The sequence below is a fragment of the Actinoplanes derwentensis genome, from assembly GCF_900104725.1.
GTDB lineage: Bacteria > Actinomycetota > Actinomycetes > Mycobacteriales > Micromonosporaceae > Actinoplanes > Actinoplanes derwentensis.
In genome coordinates, this window is the sequence record NZ_LT629758.1 from 883416 (window position 1) to 898870 (window position 15455).

The window sequence follows — 15455 nt, forward strand, 5'->3', positions numbered from 1 at the left end:
CTCACCGGAAAGTGAGCGGACATGGCGACCATCTCGGCGGCACAGAAGAAAGCCCAGGCCAAGGCGGAGTACGACGCCTTCCTGGCCGTCTGCCCCAGCCGCAAACTGCTCGAACGGGTCTCCGGCAAGTGGGTGACCCTGATCCTGGCCGCTCTCGGCAGTGGCCCCGATTGCACCGGTTCGCCACGCCCGATGCGCTACTCCGAACTGTCCCGCCTGCTGGCCGGAGTGAGCCAGAAGATGCTGACCCAGACGCTGCGCGCCTTGGAACGAGACGGCCTGATCACCCGGACGGTGACCCCGACGGTTCCGTCCACGGTCCATTACGAACTCACCGACCTGGGCCTCTCCCTGCACCAGACGATGCGAACCCTGAAGCGCTGGGCCGAAATTCACATGGACGAGGTCCTCACCAGCCGAGCCACCCACGACAGCCGGCCCTGAGATGGTCATGAGCGCACGGTTCGTGGTGAACGTGATCTCGTCGGATCCGCAAGCGATGAGAACCCTGCGGGCAGCTGCCCGCCTCGGACTACCGGACTGGTGGATCGGCGCCGGTTTCGTCCGCAACCGCGTCTGGGATGCGATCAGCGGCCTACCGGGCCGGCCGGAGCGGGACGTCGATGTCGCCTACTTCGCCCCGGCGAACCCGGACCCGGCCGAGGACGTCCGCTTCGAAGCCCAGGCCGAGACGCTCCTGCCCGGGGTGCCGTGGGAGATCCGCAATCAGGCCCGCATGCACCTGCACAACGGCGTCGACCCCTACACCTCCACCCGGGACGCGATCTCCCGCTGGCCCGAAACGGCGACGTGCATCGCGGTGACGTTACGGAACGACTCCGTGCACCTGATGACCTGCCACGGCATCGCCGACCTGGTGGACATGGTGGTCCGCCCGTCCCCGGCCTTCGACAACCCGGCGGGCCGAGCCAAGGTGCAGAGCCGCGTCGACGCCAAGGGCTGGACCAGCCGTTGGCCCCGCCTGCGCCTCGAACTTTGACGCGTGCAGTTGGTTGCGGAATGTGCCAGAGCGGTCCCGGCATGCTCATTCTCGACGCGGGGGTCTACTCCGTGACGGTTTTGATGAAGCGGGCTGAGGACGCGCAGATGTCCTCGTACCCCAGCTGTTTGTAGAAATTGTGGGTTCGCTCCCGGTAGCGGGAGCTCGTGATCTCCAGCTTCACGCATCCCGCGGCGCGGGCCTGGTCCTCGAACGCCGCGACCAGCGACTGGCCCACTCCGCGGCTGCGGTAACGCTCGTCGACGACCAGCGCGGCCAGCCGTCCGGCCTTTCCGGTCACTTCCAGCATCGGCGAGAAGTGCAGCGCTGCGACGCCGACGAGTTCGCCGTCGTCGTCGGCCCCGATGAGCTGACTGGCCGGATCGTCCAGCCAGTAGTCCAGTCGCTCGTGCACTGTGGCCTCGTCGGTCGGGTACCCCAACTGCGCCAGCAGCCCGGCAAGCTGAGCCGCGTCCTCCCGCCGAACCGCCCTGAGTTTTAGCTCCATAACGGACATGCTGCCAGGCGCCTGCCACCTGGCGGGCCGTCAGACGTCGACTATCCGGTTGTCCTCGGTGAACGCGGTGACGGCGTATCGCAGCCGCGCCAGAAAATGTTCGATCGAGTCGGCGACCCGCACGAAATCCCCGTCCAAGGACGCGCCGATCGACCGGTGCACAGCGCCTCCCCAGTCCACGACGAACTGATCGCCACCACCCGTGGAACCGACCGGCAGACCGTGCGTGTCATCGGCGCCGGGTACGAATACGTAGCCGATCTCGTCACGGAGCGCCAGCGCGCTCGACGCACGATGAATGAACAGGCCGTTGCCGACATCCGGCAGGCTGACCGCCGCGACGATCCGATAGAAGTCGGCCATCGGCGGCACCGTCAGCGGGTCGAGGCCGTACCGCTCGGCGTCGGCACGGTCGTCCGCGGTGGCCCACCGCACCTCGTTGACTCCGGCCGGGTAGCCGAAATCGGACTCGAACGTCGCCACCATGCCACCGGCGGCAGCGTCGATGTCGGTCGCCCATTGCCGTACCCAGCCATCCCACTGCTCCCCAACACCGCCCGCCATGGGCGAAGAATAGGCGTTCTAGACTCCGCCGATGACTGTGGTCTGGTCCGCGACCGAACTGGGATCCCGCCGATTCTCACCCGCCCCGAAACGGTCGGATCTGGCGGACTTGGAGGACCGTTTTCGCCGGCTGCGCAACCGCCGGATCCGCGGCTACATCGAGGTGGCGATCCCGGATGTCGAGGACCTACGGCTGAACATCGGTTTTCGCGGCGAGTACGCGGTCATCCACATGATCGTCACGGCGCCGCTTCCGCAGTCCTGCGTTCTCATCGGAGACGGCAGCGTCCCCGCTGACGCCTACGTCGAGGTGCCGATCATCGATGAGCTGACCCGGTTCGACGGCGACGTCGTGCTGAACACCTATCGCGCCTGGAACCTGATCCGTACCTTCATCAGCACTGGTCGTCCCGACGATCTCGGGGACTGGCGATGCCGTGCGACGATCAGCCGTTGACCAGAGAAGCCATCGATGGGTTCGGTATCGCCGCCCGGGTGCTGGCCGGGGGTGGCAGTGTTGCTCTCGGCCTCTACCTGGGCGGCATGAACAACACCGCGTACGAGGCGGACTGGCGGGTCTCGGTGTTCTCCGCGGTGGTGATCGTCGGTGGTGTGCTCCTGATCGCGCTGGCTCGGCGAGGTCTTCGGACGAGCAGGGCAGGGCGGATCTCCGGTACGGCGGCTGGTGCCGTGGGAGTGCTGGCCGGCATGGTGACCCCGATCCAAGAGACCTGTTGCGACGCCGTCTGGGTCGTCAGTTTGGGACTTCCGCTGCCGTGGACCATCGGTCACGGTGACACCTGGACACAGGCCTTCCAGGACTCCTGGCACGGCACCTGGGACCCGGTGTCCGCGTTCTCGAACGTGCTCTTCTGGGCATACGCGGGGATGATCGTCGCGGTCGTGGTCGATCTCCTCCGCCGCCGAAGCGACATCGATCGAGTCGGCGCGAGTTAGCGGAACGGCGCGCGCTCGGGAGCGCCTAGGATCTGGGGTCATGGTCTCGTTCATTCGGAATGTCTCGTTCGACTGCGCTCACCCCTACTCGTTGGCGCAGTTCTGGGGTGAGGTGATCGGCCAGCCGCTCGATGCGGAGTTCGCTCCCGGTGACGCTGATGTCGTCCTCGAACCGGCGAGCGGGCCGCGGCTCTACTTCCAGGCTGTTCCCGAAGGCAAGACCGTGAAGAACCGGGTACACGTCTGCCTGCAGCCCGGTGACCGGGACCGCGACGCTGAGGTGGATCGCGTTCTGGCACTGGGCGCGACGATCTCCGAGGACCATCGCAAGTCGGACGGTGCGGGCTGGGTGGTTCTGCTCGACCCGGCCGGTAACGAATTCTGCCTGACGCTCTCAGCGGAGGAACGCCGATCCTGAGCGGAATCGTTCAGGATTCCGGCCACCAGCCTTGAGGAAACCACCAATCGCCCACCGTGGTCTTGACTCGTTCCGGCCGAGAACCGGGATTCGAGCTGAGGAGGACGTCGCTCGTCTCCGCCCACATGGCCGCCAGACTGGGCCACAGCGGTCCGCTCCACCCGCCGTAGGCGCCTTGACGCATCACGCACCCTTGCAACGGGCCCGGTCGGTAATCGACGAAGTAGACACGATTCTCGTACGCGAACGCGAACCAGGCGGGCAAGTGGACCAGTACTCCTTCTCCGCTCTGGTCCGGTGAACCCGCGGGTTCGTTCATCAGTTCCGCCACTGTCGCGTCGTACTCCCGGATCGGCACCGACGTCTGCGGACCGGTGGCGAGTTGTCGTGTCTCGTGCAGATGGGCGACCGCGAATTCGGTGTTCATCGCCCAAAGGCCGGGCGGCACGATCTGCGCGTACGACATCGACCCGGGCCGCATTCCGTTGGCTCCACGCCACCACGCGATCAGGTCGCCGGGCAGGTCGACGCCGTGGGCCTGTTCCACTCGCTGCAGGTCCGCGGCGGTTGCGGGTGGCGCCAGCGTGGCGTGGACGTGGGGAACGTGCTGGTGCAGCCAGTCGTCGATCAGCGTCCAGGAGTCCGCGACACTTCGGGTCACGTCCGGTGATGTTACGAGGCTGTGCAGTCCGGGCCGGCCGTTTCCCGGGCGGCTGATAGTTTCGGGCGATGACGGGGTTCTCGGCGAAGCGGCTGTCCAGGACGCGTGGGCTGATGGAGAAGCACGTCGCTGACGGGCTCGTGCCGGGGATGGTGGCGGTGCTCGCCCGGCACGGTCAGGTGCACGTCGAGACGGTGGGGGCGCTGGCCTTCGACGGGGCCGGGATCGCCGCTGACACGATCTTCCGGCTGGGGTCGACGTCGAAACCGATCGTCGCCGCCTGTGTGATGACCCTGGTCGAGGACTTCACGCTGCGGCTGGACGACCCGGTCGACGAACTGCTGCCGGAGCTGGCCGGGATGCGGGTGCTGCGGGACCCGGACGGGCCGCTCGGTGACACCGTTCCGGCGGTGCGGGCGATCACGGTGCGGGACCTGCTGACGTACACGATGGGCACCGGAATGGTCCCGGCGGAACCGGGCACGATCCCGATCGCGGATGCCCTGGACACGATCGACGGGTCGTCGGCGGACGGGTGGTTGCGCGGGCTCGGGGAGTTGCCGCTGGTGCATCAGCCGGGGGAGCGCTGGATGTATGACACCGCCGCCACCGTCACCGGCGTGCTCGTCGCGCGCGCGACCGGCATGTCTTTCGGCGAGGCTCTGCGTGAGCGGCTTCTCGGCCCGCTCGGCATGACCGACACCGGCTTCAGCGTCGACCCCAACAAGATCAACCGCCTTGCGGTGGCGTACGCCCACCGAACGCCGACCGTCGACGACGGCCCCACCGGCCCAGTCGACCGCCCGCCCGTGTTCGAGCGGGGTGGCGGTGGCATCGTGTCCACCCCGAACGACTTCCTCACGTTCACGTCGATGCTGCTCAACGGTGGTGTGCATCGGGGCGAGCGGGTGCTGTCCCGCCCGTCGGTGACGCTGATGACCACCGACCAGTTGACGCCGCGGCAGCGAGAGATCTCCGGGTTCTGGCCGGGCTACTTCGCGGACATCGGCTGGGGTTTCGGGCTGTCGGTCCGCACCCGCCGTACCCAGCTCGGCCCGTCGGTGGGCAGTTACGGCTGGCCCGGCTACTACGGCACCGGCTGGTGGAACGACCCGTCCGAGGACCTGACCGCGTTCGTCTTCATGCAGCGAGCCCACCTCGGTGATCAAGGGCTGCCGATGTGGGCCGATCTGTGGAACAGCGTCTACCAGGCCCTGGACGACTGATGGAGATCATCTCGCTGACCGGTCCGGACAGTCACCGGCTGAAGAGGGAGCCCGGCGTCGGGAGTTGTTCGCTGGGCGGCCCGGACACCGATCTCCAGGTCGCCCCCGGCGACACGATCAACTGGAGCGCCTTCGACCCGTACTCCACCCCGGCCGGGTCGCACTGGCCGCGCTGGATCACCTACGAGGGCGACGACACCGGCTGGGCCGCCTGGTCGCAGCACCGGCCGATCGAGGGTCTCACCTGGTCACCGCAGAGCGCGCAGGACCTGGACGCGAGTCGGGCCGACATCCACTCGCTGAGCGTCCGGGTGCGCCGGGCCCCACTGCGCCTGGTACTGCCGCCCGGCCACAACTTCTTCGCCGGCGGCGATCTCATCCTGTTCACGCCGGTGCTCGCGCCGGGTGCGCAGTGCCCGACAGTCGGTTTCAGCCCGACCACGACGTTGCCGATCATGCCCGCCCTGGCGAGAGCCGCTTCGGTGTCGGTGTCGGTCCAGCCGCTGCGGAAGCCGTTCGACTGCGCGAGCCTGCTCCAATTCACCGAGCTGCGCCACCTCCAGTTGTCCGGCAGTATGACCAACCTGGAAGCGCTGGCCGAGTTGCGCGGGCTGACCGGGCTGCATTTGAGATTCGTACCGGAAATGGCTGGTCTTCCGTCTTTGAACGCCTGGCCCGAACTGTTGCAACTGATCGCCTGGAACGTCGACGACCGAGAGGGAAAGCGGCTGCGTACGGAATTGCGCCGGGCCGTCCACGAAGGCTGGGAATATTCGTCGGTCTCCAAGTCGCGCAGCGCCGAATGGTTCGCCACCGAATACCGGCTGCCGTTCTCGGCGTGGCCGCCGAAGTCCGCCCGCGCGGCGGTGAAAGCGTTCCGCGCCGCGGAGAAGGCGGTCGGCACGGCCACCACCGAGTTCACGGTCGAGACCGCCGTGCGCGGTTTTGTCGCCGCGATCAACCGCCTGCCCCGCATCGAGACCACCGAACGCGAGGACGCGCAGGCCGCAGTCGCCCTGCTGGCCACGGACACCCCGCTGGGCGACCTCCGCAAGCCCGCCGACGATTGGTTCGAGACGACCCGGGATTTCTGAACTCAGGACGACAGGAGCGGGAGAAACTCAGGACGGCAGGAGCAGGAGACCGGAGCGGTAGGCCCAGATGACCGTCTGGACCCGGTCGCGGGCGCCGATCTTGGTCATCGCACGGCTCAGGTGGCTCTTCACCGTGCTCACCTCGACCACCAGTTCGGTGGCGATCTCCGCGTTGGACAGACCGTGGGCCAGTAACCGGACGATCTCCGCTTCGCGTGCGGTGAGCAGGTCCGGTCCGGGGCCCGCGGGTGGCGCGGTTCGGCGGCGGCGGGCGAACTCGACGATCACCCGCCGGGTGACGGTGTGATCGACCATGCCCTCACCGGCGGCCAGCCGGCGGATCGCGTCCAGCAGGGTGTCCACGTCAGCGTCCTTGAGCAGGAAGCCACTCGCACCGGCTTCGAGCGCGCCGAAGACGTATTCGTCCAGCTCGTAGGTGGTCAGGACCAGCACCGCGGGCGCCGGATCGAGGGTCTCGACGATGTCGCGGGTCGCGGTCAAACCGTCGCCGCCGGGCATCCGGACGTCCATGCAGACCACGTCGGGCCGCAGCAGACGGGCCATCCGGACGGCTTCCGGGCCGTCGGCGGCCTCGCCGACCACGGTGATGTCGCCGGCCAACTCGATCAGCGACCGGAACCCGGCACGCAGCATCGCCTGATCATCCGCGAGCAGCACGGTGATCATGAGCGGTGCGGGACGGTCAACCGGACCCGCCAGCCGCCTTCGGGGGTGGGTCCGGCGTTGAACGAGCCGCCCACCAGCGAGGCCCGCTCCCGCATGCCGAGCAGGCCGAAGCCTCGACGGCCACGGTCCCGGCGGGCGGGCACGCGGGGTGCCGGTCCGTTGTGGATCTCCATCTTGGTCTCCGGCTCCCGATAGGTGAGGGTGATCGTCACCGGGGCTCCGGGCGCGTGGTCGCGCGCGTTGCTCAGCGCCTCCTGTGCCACCCGGTAAAGGGCCAGTTCCACGGCCGGTTCCGGTACGCCAGGCGAGCCGTCGACCGTGAGCACGGCCTCGCTCCCGGACACCAGCCGGTCGATCATCGCAAGTCCGCTGCCGTCCGGCAGATCAGGGTCCGCGCCGGCACCGTCGCGCAGCGCGCCGACGATCAGCCGCAGGTTGTGCAGCGTGTTCCGGCCTTCCTCGCGGATCGCGGCCGCGTGTCGGCGGGCCGCTGCCGGGTCGCGGTCCAGCAGCCGTTCGACCAGGGTGGCCTGCACGATCAGTGAGGTGAGGTGGTGGGCCGCGACGTCGTGCAGTTCGCGGGCGGTGCGGGCGCGTTCCGCGGTCAGTACCGCCTCGGTCCGGGCCCGGTGCGCTTCGGCGTCGGCGTCGGCTCGTGCTTCGACGACCTCGGAGTACCGGCGTCGCATGGCGAGGTGCGAGCCGAGCAGTGCCGCGCCCACGTAGAACAGCAGTGACAGCAGCAGGTGCAGCACGACCTGGGTCAGCTCCAGCGCCGGGTTCCGCAGCGGGACCGTGCTGACCGCGTACCCGCCGATCTCCAGAATCGCGGTGAGCACCGCGAGCGTGACGGCGGTGCGCGCGGCCAGCAGGGTGCCGCAGGTGTAGACCACGATGCTGGGCCCGACACCGCGCAGTCCGGTGCCGGGCGGGACGGTGGCGGCGATCGCGATCTGGAGCACCAGCATCAGTGCCAGGCACCACACCGGACTGACCCGGCGCAGACAGATCAGCGCCGTCTGCGCCGTGAGCAGCGCCAGCACCACCGGGCCCAGGGCGCTGTTCTGGCCGGCGAGCGCGAGCACCGCCAGGGTGAACGGCACGGCGGCCACGGCCAGCGCGCCGTCCTGGATCAGCTTGGTCCGCATCTGGTGCCCCCCAGAAGAGTGATCAGCGGTGTGCGGCCAGCCAGGTGGTGATGTCGCGCAGTACCGCGGGGTCGGGGCTGCCTGGTGCCGGCAGGTACTTCGGCGTGACGTTCATCAGGTGACCGACGCCGGGGTAGGTGATCAGCGTATGGTCCCGGTTCCCGGCGGTGGCGAGGGCGGCATCGGTGACGATCGCGCCGCGTACGACGGTCTGGGTGTCGGTCCGGCCGTTCAGCAGCAGCACCGGGCCGTTGTATCTCGGCAGGTCCTGAGCCGGTGTCGGGAAGCGGACGAGGTCGGTGAGGTAGTCGGCGAAGCCCTCGGGCATGCCCGGCAGGTTCGGGTAGCTGTCGAACCCGACGGCCGTGCGGAGGAACGACTCGATCTCGGTGTCGATGGCCAGCACCCCGTCGCTGTTCGCGTCGATGGCGGGATCGGTCAGGACGGCCCGGAACTGCTCCGCCACCGCTTCCGGCTGTCCGATCAGGCCGTCGGAGGACTCGGCCGGGGTGAGGCGGCCGTCGCCGTCGAAGTCGAACTCCTCGTGCAGTTGTCCCAGCGTACGGCCGACGACCTGGTAGTAGAGGATCGAACGGGGAGTGCCGCCGACCACGCCCATCGCGACGACCCCGGCCGGCTTGGTGATGCCGTGGCCGCGCGGGTCGGCGACCAGGTTTCCGGCGACCTGGGTGCCCTCACTGTGGCCGAGCAGGAACACCTTCGCCGGGTCGATCCGCTTCGCGGCGCCGGCGAACCGGATCACAGCGGCCGCGTCCCGCACCGTCTGCTCGTAGCGTTTGCCGAAGTTCAGGAACGCGGGATTGTCGCTCAGTACCGGGCCGATACCGATCACGCCGCGTTTGTTGAACCGCAGCACCGCGAAGCCGCTCTTGTTCACCGCCTGGGCGACCGTTTTGAAGGTGGCCGCGCCCGGGGCGATCGTCTGGTCCATGTCGTTGCGGCCGCTGCCGTGCAACAGCACCACCACCGGCAAACGGCCCTTCGCGCTCTTCGGATAACTCAGTTCACCGGTGGCGGACCAGCCGCCGTCCATCGGGATCGTCACGGACTCGCGGACGATTCTCTCCGCTGCCTGAGCACCGGCCAGTGGCGTCAGTCCGATGGTGAGGGTGGCGGCGGTCAGTGCGGCTGCTGTCTTGCGTCTCATGTCTGAAGAGCCTGCCGCCGGAGCGGGGGTGGGCACATCCGGCGGAGGCGGGAAGTCCGTCCTCCTACTTGCGACGGAGGCGGGTCACCGCGCGACGGACATGGCGGCGTGACGCGGGCGGGACCGCTGGGCCTTCCACAGTGTGTTGAACATGGTCAGCGGCTTCGGCGGGTCCAGTTTGGCCGCCGTGTGCCGGTCGACGGTGCGTTCGTCGAGGGGGAAGTCGCGGCGGGAGCCGATCCGGTCGACGTCGCCGGTGTTCTTGCCCTGCTGGTTCCACCAGATCCAGCCGAGCAGACTCCACTGACGGGACCAGCCGGGGACGCCGGTGTGCCAGCCGGACATCTCGGTGTGCACCCCCTTGATCCAGGCCGCCCGGGCCGAGCCGTCGCGGTCGTCGGGCATGCCGATCAGGCCCAGTTCGGGGAGGATGCGGGGGCGGGCGTCGGACGGGCTGTGCTCGTAGGCTTTCACCCAGCGCAGGAAGTCGGCGGGTTTCGGCAGGCGTGACGGGGCCATCACCTCGTGGCTGGTGCCGGCGGGGACGTAACAGTCGACGCCGAAGAAGTCACCCGTACCCGGATCGTATGTCCGGTATTGGAAGTCGCCCTTATCCTTGTTCTCGGTCCAGGTCTTGGTCAGGACGGGGCCGCAGCGGACTCGGGTGCGGATCCGGCGGGGCAGAGTGTCGATCATGTCGAGGAACCGGCCGAAGTTGACTTTGAACTCGGCGGGGCCGCCGGGCAGGTCGCCTTCGGGTTCGTGCCGGTCGGTGAGGTAGAGCCGTTCGATCCAGGCGGGCATGTCCGCCAGTTGCCGCCGGACGTGTTCGAGGCCGCCGGGCCGGCCGTCGACCTTGGTGCTGAGAAACGGGACGGCCGAGTGGCGCCGGCAGTACTCCAGGCGGCTGTCGGACCAGTCCGGCAACACCCGCAGCGGGTCGCCGTCGACGGTGACGCGGACCGGGAAGATCCGCATGATGTCGTTCCCGGCGAACAGCGGCTCGTAGAACTCCAGGTCCTCCGCCGCGATGGACGCGCCGATCAGCACGTGTACCGCCTCCACCCTGTCATCATCACCTTGTGTACAAAACTATGCTAATCGCCACGATAATGGGCATTGCGCCACCGCCTGCCTCGTGGGGTCACGACGGCTACGGTCCGGGAAACACCCGCTACAACCCGGCCGAGACCGTGATCAACGCGGGCTCCGTCAACCGGCTGAAACTCCGCTGGACCGTGACACCCGCGCCGGGCCGGCCCGGCTGCCAGCCCGCCCCGGACGCGCCCCGAGCCGTCGGCGACCGCGTCTACCTGCTGGAAGCGGGCGGGGTCGCGGCGTACCAGGCGGCCACCGGCAAGCGGCTGTGGCGCAACACCGGCTTCAGCCAGATCACCGCCGGGCCGATCGTCGCCGGTGGCCTCGTCCTCGTCGCCACCACCAGCTGCGAATCCGCCAGCGACTACGACGGTTCCCTGGTCGCCCTCGACGCCGCCACCGGAGCCCAGCGCTGGCGCCGGACCGCCGCCTGGACGATCGACACCGCGGTCACCGACGCCGGGACCGTCGCCACCTCCGGCGCATGCGGCACCTGCGACGACGCCCGGCACGGGGCCACCGCCTACCGCCTCGAGGACGGCATCCCGCTCTGGACCCACAGCAACGAGGTACTAGCAGGTCCGGTCTCGGCCGGCGGCACGATCCTGCTGCGCCGCACCGCCGGGCGCCCCGGCACGTGGGCCGGGCGGATCACCACCGGCAAGCCGGTCTGGGGCACCGATCTCACGCCTACCGCGGTCGCCGCGAACCCGGACGGCACCCAGTTCTACCTGCGGAGCGACACCGGTCTCGCCGCCCACGCGGCCACCGACGGCCGCCGGCTCTGGCTCGTGCCCAAGGAAGCCGGTGACCTGGCCGCCGACGGCCGCCGCGTCTACGTGGCCTCGGCCGGGCGGGTCAACACCTACCACGCGGCGACCGGCCGGTTGCTCTGGACCCGGGCCCTCGCCGCCCCGCGCGCGCCGGTCCGGGCCGGCGGACTGCTCTACGTCCTGACCGGCGGCGGAAACCTGACGATCCTTTCACCCGGCGACGGTACGGTGATCAGCTCCCGGACGGCGTACAGCGCTCTCGAAGCCCATGTCGTCCCGGCCGGTGGCCGCCTTCTCACCACACAGCAGAAGACGATCCGGTCGTACGCCCCCTGAACGGTCGCGCCGGAAATGGCAGTGTTTTCTTGCCGGAACGGCTGTATTCGCCGCCAGATCTTCCGAAGTAGCTCTGGGGAGCAGAACGCTACGTCAGGAGTCGGTGTGATGGGATGGCTGCGCGATCAACGGGTCGGCACGAAGATACTTTCGGCAGTGCTGGTCGTCGCCTTCCTCGGCGCGGGTGTGTCGTCGTTCTCGGTGGTCAAGATGGCGGACCTGAACGCGAGCACCGACACGATATATGCCGGTTCGCTGGAGATGGAGATGATCGCTGAGGTTCGCAACGCTTTCAACCGGATTCGCATTGATTCGCTCAATCACTTCATTACCAACGACGCCAAACTCCAGGCGGAGGCGGAGGAAGCGATCACCGCTGATACGAAGGTGATCTCCGATGCCGAGAGCCGTTACAAAACTTATGATCTCGGGTCTAGGGCTGCCGCCCTCGCCGAGTTCGACGCTGCGCTCGCGGAGTACCTCACACTTCTCAACGACACGCTGCTGCCGCTGAGCCGGGAGGAGAAGGACGCTCAGGTCGCCAAGATCCGGGTCGAGCAGGTCGAACCGCTGGTGGCCACGGCCCGCGCAGCCTTGGAAGAGCTGTCCCTACAGACGATCGCCGAGTCCAAGAAGGAGAACGACGCGGCGACCACCGTCTACGAGGACGCCCGCACGCTGGTCATCTCGCTGATCGTCGCCGGCATGGTGCTCGGGGTGCTCGCCGCGATGGGCATCGCCCGTCTCATCACCAGGCCCCTGGCCCGTTGCGTGGAGGTGCTGACCTCGATCCGGGACGGCGATCTGACCGTCCGGACCGAACTGCACGGCAAGGACGAGGTCGGCGTGCTGGCCGAGGCCCTGGACCAGTCGACCGCGGCGATGGCCGGCATGGTGCGCCAGGTCGCCGACAACGCCCACCATGTCGCCGCCGCCTCCGAGGAGCTGTCGTCGGTGTCGGTGCAGATGTCGTCGGCTGCCGAGGAGACGTCGGCGCAGGCCGGCACGGTGTCGGACGCGGCCGGCATCGTGTCGCAGAACGTGCAGACGGTGGCCGCCGGTGCCGACGAGATGGGTGTGGCGATCCGGGAGATCGCGAACAGTGCCACCCAGGCGGCGGCCGTGTCGACCCAGGCCGCGCAGACCGCCGAACGCACCACCGGCATCGTGGCGAAGCTCGGCCAGTCGTCCGCTGAGATCACCAGCGTGGTCCAGACGATCACCAGCATCGCCGAGCAGACCAACCTGCTCGCCCTGAACGCGACCATCGAAGCGGCCCGCGCCGGGGAGATGGGCAAGGGGTTCGCCGTGGTGGCCTCCGAGGTCAAGGACCTGGCCCAGGAGACCGCCCGCGCCACCGACGACATCACCAAGCGGATCAGCTCGATCCAGGCGGAGACCGAGGAGGCGGTGCTCGCGATCGGTGACATCACCGAGGTCATCGCCCGGATCAACGACTACGCCGCCACCATCGCGGCCGCGGTAGAGGAGCAGACGGCCACCACCAACGAGATGGCCCGCAACGTCTCCGAGGCGTCGTCCAGCGCCGGGGACATCGCCGGCAACATCTCCGGGGTGGCGGAGGCCGCGAACGCCACGGCGACCGGCGCGACCGAGACCCAGGCGACCGCGCAGGAGCTGGCCCGGATGGCCGAGGAACTCCACCAGACGATCTCGGTCTACCGGGTGTGACGCCTGTCAATCGAACGACAACTTGTCGGTACGGGTTCGCTTGAGCTCGAAGAAGCCCGGAAAACCGGCCAGCTCGCGGGCGGCGTCGAAGAGTCGTACCGCCCGTTCGGCCCGGGGGATGCTGGACAGCACCGGGCCGAAGAAGGCAACCCCGTCGATGTGGATGGTGGGGGTGCCGACGTCCTCGCCGACCGGGTCCATGCCCTCGTGGTGGCTGGCGCGCAGTGCCGCGTCGTGGTCGGTGCTGCCGGCCGCCGCCGCCAGCGAGGCGGGCAGCCCGGTTTCGGCGAGGGCTTCGGCGATCACCGCGTCGAAGTCCTTGTTCCCCTGGTTGTGGATGCGGGTGCCGAGGGCGGTGTAGAGGCCGCCGAGCACGGAGTCGCCGTGCTCGCGGGCGGCGGCGGTGACCACCCGGGCCGGGCCGAGGGACCGGTCGACCAGGTCCCGGTACCACTCGGGCAGCTCACGGCCCTCGTTGAGGACGAACAGGCTCATCGGCCGGAACCGCAGGTCCAGGTCCCGCAGCCGGTCGACCTCGAGGATCCAGCGGGAGGTGATCCAGGCGAAGGGGCATGCGGCGTCGAAATAGAGGTCCACCCGTGTCATGGTTCGAGCCTAGGGCTAGATTGGCACCGTCCCAGTGCCAATCAGACGTGAAATGAACGGGCCAATCCGGTGAGTTTCCACGTGCATCTGGAGGGGTCCGCCGATCTCTCCGCTCAGGTCTACCGGCAGTTGCGGACCGCGATCCTGGACGGCCGGCTCCGGCCCGGTGAGCGCCTGCCACCCACCCGTGAGCTGGCCCGCAGTGCGGCGGTGTCCCGCAACACCGTGGCCACGGCGTACGACCGGCTGCTCGCCGAAGGCTTCGTCACCGCCCGGGTGGGCTCCGGCACCTTCGTCGCCGACCTCACCGGCGGCACCCGGCCACCGAACCGGGCCCCCGGCGGCACTCTGCGGCCCCGCCGGATCTGGCAGGAACTGCCGCCACCCGGCCCGTCCGGTCCCGCCCCCGAGTTCGACCTGCGAGCCGGCACTCCCGATCCGGCGCTGTTCCCGCTGCCGGTCTGGCGCCGCCTGGTCACCCGGGAACTGCGGACCGGCACGATCGCGGCGGCCAGTCGCGCCGGCCCGGCCGGTGACCCGCGGCTGCGCGCGGCGGTGGCCCGCTGGCTCGGGGTGTCCCGCTCGGTCGCGGCCGGCACCGACGACGTGCTCATCACCAACGGCGCCCAGCAGGCCCTCGACCTGATCGCCCGGGTGCTGCTGGAACCCGGCGACGTGGTCGCCGTCGAAGAACCCGGTTACCCGATGGCCCACCGGCTGTTCCGCTCGCACGGCGCCCGCCCGGCCGGTGTCCCGGTGGACGCGCAGGGTCTGATCGTCGACGCGCTGCCGCCGGCCGCCCGGCTGGTCTACACCACACCGTCGCACCAGTTCCCGACCGGCGTGACGATGTCACCGGCGCGCCGCCGGGAGTTGCTGGCCTGGGCCGGCCGCCACGGCGCGGCGATCGTCGAGGACGACTACGACAGCGAGTTCCGCTTCGGCAACCGGCCCCTGGAACCGTTGCAGAGCCTCGATGCCGACGGCCGGGTCCTCTACGTCGGCTCGTTCTGCAAGACCATGCTGCCGTCGTTGCGCCTGGGCTTCCTGGTCGCGCCGGCCGCCCTGCTCCCGGCCCTCACCCTGGCCCGCCAGGTCGGTGTCCAGCACGGCGACGCCTGCACCGAGGCCGCGGTCGCCGCGTTCCTCGACGAGGGCCTGTTCGCCCGGCATCTACGGACCACCACCCGGGTGTACGCCGAACGCCGCGCCCTGCTCCTGGACGCCCTGCACGGGCCGCTGAGTCGATGGCTGGTCCCGGTCGAATCGGTGGCCGGGTTGCACCTGAGCGCCCACCTGCGCCCGGAGGCCGGAGCCGACGCCGCCGCTGTGGTCGAGCGGGCCGCCCGGGCCGGGGTGGCGGTGCAGACCCTGGCCCACTTCTGCCTGGCCCCGCCGGAGCGCGACGGCCTGGTCATCGGGTACAGCTCGATACCGGCCGGGCGGCTCCCCGAGGCGCTGCGCCGACTGGCCGGCTGTTTCGCAGAGGCCTGATCGGAAAGCCGTGGAT

Annotated in this window: 18 protein-coding genes; 10 read left to right on the forward strand and 8 right to left on the reverse strand. The window is 69.3% G+C overall.

Annotation, left to right across the window (positions count from 1 at the left end):
* Window positions 1-21 precede the first annotated feature (21 nt).
* The gene (locus tag BLU81_RS03905) at window positions 22-444 is read left to right on the forward strand and encodes a winged helix-turn-helix transcriptional regulator (protein WP_092541669.1); all 423 of its coding nucleotides are present in this window, start codon (window positions 22-24) and stop codon (window positions 442-444) included.
* Between the two features lie 7 nt (window positions 445-451).
* Window positions 452-1000: a nucleotidyltransferase family protein gene (locus BLU81_RS03910; RefSeq protein WP_231954117.1), complete on the forward strand. Its 549-nt coding sequence runs from the start codon at window positions 452-454 to the stop codon at window positions 998-1000.
* A gap of 64 nt (window positions 1001-1064) precedes the next feature.
* Here the strand turns inward: BLU81_RS03910 and BLU81_RS03915 are convergent, their stop codons facing one another.
* Both BLU81_RS03915 and BLU81_RS03920 read right to left on the reverse strand, forming a co-directional pair.
* A complete protein-coding gene (locus BLU81_RS03915; RefSeq protein ID WP_092541673.1) occupies window positions 1065-1508 on the reverse strand; it encodes a GNAT family N-acetyltransferase in 444 nt (147 codons plus the stop codon).
* Window positions 1509-1547: 39 nt separating this feature from the next.
* Window positions 1548-2081 (reverse strand): hypothetical protein, encoded by a 534-nt coding sequence (locus BLU81_RS03920; protein WP_092541675.1) that lies wholly within the window; start codon window positions 2079-2081, stop codon window positions 1548-1550.
* A gap of 31 nt (window positions 2082-2112) precedes the next feature.
* Here BLU81_RS03920 and BLU81_RS03925 point away from each other — a divergent pair, with 31 nt between their 5' ends.
* From BLU81_RS03925 to BLU81_RS03935, 3 genes are read left to right on the forward strand one after another with little or no spacing between them, the layout of a single operon-like run.
* Window positions 2113-2538 carry a hypothetical protein gene (locus tag BLU81_RS03925; RefSeq protein WP_157751207.1) on the forward strand — a complete coding sequence of 142 codons (426 nt, stop codon included), beginning with the start codon at window positions 2113-2115 and terminating at the stop codon, window positions 2536-2538.
* Entirely contained in the window at window positions 2535-3038 is a 504-nt protein-coding gene (locus tag BLU81_RS03930; protein ID WP_157751209.1) for a hypothetical protein, read from the forward strand. Before BLU81_RS03925 ends, BLU81_RS03930 begins: the two co-directional genes overlap by 4 nt.
* A 40-nt stretch (window positions 3039-3078) precedes the next feature.
* Window positions 3079-3456 carry a VOC family protein gene (locus BLU81_RS03935; protein WP_092541681.1) on the forward strand — a complete coding sequence of 126 codons (378 nt, stop codon included), beginning with the start codon at window positions 3079-3081 and terminating at the stop codon, window positions 3454-3456.
* Between the two features lie 10 nt (window positions 3457-3466).
* Here BLU81_RS03935 and BLU81_RS03940 read toward each other — a convergent pair whose 3' ends face one another.
* A complete protein-coding gene (locus tag BLU81_RS03940) occupies window positions 3467-4117 on the reverse strand; it encodes an SMI1/KNR4 family protein (RefSeq protein WP_092541683.1) in 651 nt (216 codons plus the stop codon).
* Window positions 4118-4185: 68 nt separating this feature from the next.
* Here BLU81_RS03940 and BLU81_RS03945 point away from each other — a divergent pair, with 68 nt between their 5' ends.
* Window positions 4186-5343, forward strand: a complete 1158-nt coding sequence (locus BLU81_RS03945; protein ID WP_092541685.1) for a serine hydrolase domain-containing protein — start codon at window positions 4186-4188, stop codon at window positions 5341-5343.
* A complete protein-coding gene (locus BLU81_RS03950) occupies window positions 5343-6437 on the forward strand; it encodes a hypothetical protein (RefSeq protein WP_092541687.1) in 1095 nt (364 codons plus the stop codon). The genes BLU81_RS03945 and BLU81_RS03950 overlap by 1 nt, the downstream gene beginning before the upstream one ends.
* Before the next feature lie 27 nt (window positions 6438-6464).
* On the opposite strand, the gene BLU81_RS03955 is transcribed toward BLU81_RS03950, so the two are convergent.
* The 4 genes from BLU81_RS03955 to BLU81_RS03970 form a co-directional block, all read right to left on the reverse strand.
* Window positions 6465-7124, reverse strand: a complete 660-nt coding sequence (locus BLU81_RS03955; RefSeq protein WP_092541689.1) for a response regulator — start codon at window positions 7122-7124, stop codon at window positions 6465-6467.
* Window positions 7121-8272, reverse strand: coding sequence for a sensor histidine kinase (locus BLU81_RS03960; protein ID WP_092541691.1), 1152 nt, complete (start codon window positions 8270-8272; stop codon window positions 7121-7123). Before BLU81_RS03960 ends, BLU81_RS03955 begins: the two co-directional genes overlap by 4 nt.
* A 22-nt stretch (window positions 8273-8294) precedes the next feature.
* Complete coding sequence (locus BLU81_RS03965) at window positions 8295-9440, reverse strand: alpha/beta hydrolase family protein (RefSeq protein WP_092541693.1); 1146 nt, start codon at window positions 9438-9440, stop codon at window positions 8295-8297.
* 84 nt (window positions 9441-9524) lie between these two features.
* Window positions 9525-10505 (reverse strand): hypothetical protein, encoded by a 981-nt coding sequence (locus BLU81_RS03970; protein WP_092541695.1) that lies wholly within the window; start codon window positions 10503-10505, stop codon window positions 9525-9527.
* A 47-nt stretch (window positions 10506-10552) separates the two neighbouring features.
* On the opposite strand from BLU81_RS03970, the gene BLU81_RS03975 reads away from it, so the two are divergent.
* Together BLU81_RS03975 and BLU81_RS03980 are read left to right on the forward strand one after the other, a co-directional pair.
* On the forward strand, window positions 10553-11647 hold the full coding sequence (locus tag BLU81_RS03975) for an outer membrane protein assembly factor BamB family protein (protein ID WP_157751211.1): 1095 nt from the start codon (window positions 10553-10555) through the stop codon (window positions 11645-11647).
* 108 nt (window positions 11648-11755) lie between these two features.
* A complete protein-coding gene (locus BLU81_RS03980; RefSeq protein ID WP_269460985.1) occupies window positions 11756-13339 on the forward strand; it encodes a methyl-accepting chemotaxis protein in 1584 nt (527 codons plus the stop codon).
* A 6-nt stretch (window positions 13340-13345) separates the two neighbouring features.
* Here the strand turns inward: BLU81_RS03980 and BLU81_RS03985 are convergent, their stop codons facing one another.
* On the reverse strand, window positions 13346-13945 hold the full coding sequence (locus BLU81_RS03985) for a mycothiol-dependent nitroreductase Rv2466c family protein (protein WP_092541701.1): 600 nt from the start codon (window positions 13943-13945) through the stop codon (window positions 13346-13348).
* 69 nt (window positions 13946-14014) lie between these two features.
* On the opposite strand from BLU81_RS03985, the gene pdxR reads away from it, so the two are divergent.
* On the forward strand, window positions 14015-15439 hold the full coding sequence (pdxR, locus tag BLU81_RS03990) for a MocR-like pyridoxine biosynthesis transcription factor PdxR (protein WP_092541703.1): 1425 nt from the start codon (window positions 14015-14017) through the stop codon (window positions 15437-15439).
* Window positions 15440-15455 lie beyond the last annotated feature (16 nt).

What these genes read in the sequence shown, in the direction of transcription:
- BLU81_RS03925 (WP_157751207.1), top strand. Translation starts at nt 2,113, where the DNA reads ATGACTGTGGTCTGGTCCGCGACCGAACTGGGATCCCGCCGATTCTCA.
- BLU81_RS03955 (WP_092541689.1), bottom strand. Translation starts at nt 7,124, where the DNA reads ATGATCACCGTGCTGCTCGCGGATGATCAGGCGATGCTGCGTGCCGGG.
- BLU81_RS03920 (WP_092541675.1), bottom strand. Translation starts at nt 2,081, where the DNA reads ATGGCGGGCGGTGTTGGGGAGCAGTGGGATGGCTGGGTACGGCAATGG.
- BLU81_RS03910 (WP_231954117.1), top strand. Translation starts at nt 452, where the DNA reads ATGAGCGCACGGTTCGTGGTGAACGTGATCTCGTCGGATCCGCAAGCG.
- BLU81_RS03980 (WP_269460985.1), top strand. Translation starts at nt 11,756, where the DNA reads ATGGGATGGCTGCGCGATCAACGGGTCGGCACGAAGATACTTTCGGCA.
- BLU81_RS03965 (WP_092541693.1), bottom strand. Translation starts at nt 9,440, where the DNA reads ATGAGACGCAAGACAGCAGCCGCACTGACCGCCGCCACCCTCACCATC.
- BLU81_RS03950 (WP_092541687.1), top strand. Translation starts at nt 5,343, where the DNA reads ATGGAGATCATCTCGCTGACCGGTCCGGACAGTCACCGGCTGAAGAGG.
- BLU81_RS03905 (WP_092541669.1), top strand. Translation starts at nt 22, where the DNA reads ATGGCGACCATCTCGGCGGCACAGAAGAAAGCCCAGGCCAAGGCGGAG.
- BLU81_RS03915 (WP_092541673.1), bottom strand. Translation starts at nt 1,508, where the DNA reads ATGGAGCTAAAACTCAGGGCGGTTCGGCGGGAGGACGCGGCTCAGCTT.
- BLU81_RS03935 (WP_092541681.1), top strand. Translation starts at nt 3,079, where the DNA reads ATGGTCTCGTTCATTCGGAATGTCTCGTTCGACTGCGCTCACCCCTAC.
- BLU81_RS03985 (WP_092541701.1), bottom strand. Translation starts at nt 13,945, where the DNA reads ATGACACGGGTGGACCTCTATTTCGACGCCGCATGCCCCTTCGCCTGG.
- BLU81_RS03975 (WP_157751211.1), top strand. Translation starts at nt 10,553, where the DNA reads ATGGGCATTGCGCCACCGCCTGCCTCGTGGGGTCACGACGGCTACGGT.
- BLU81_RS03960 (WP_092541691.1), bottom strand. Translation starts at nt 8,272, where the DNA reads ATGCGGACCAAGCTGATCCAGGACGGCGCGCTGGCCGTGGCCGCCGTG.
- BLU81_RS03945 (WP_092541685.1), top strand. Translation starts at nt 4,186, where the DNA reads ATGACGGGGTTCTCGGCGAAGCGGCTGTCCAGGACGCGTGGGCTGATG.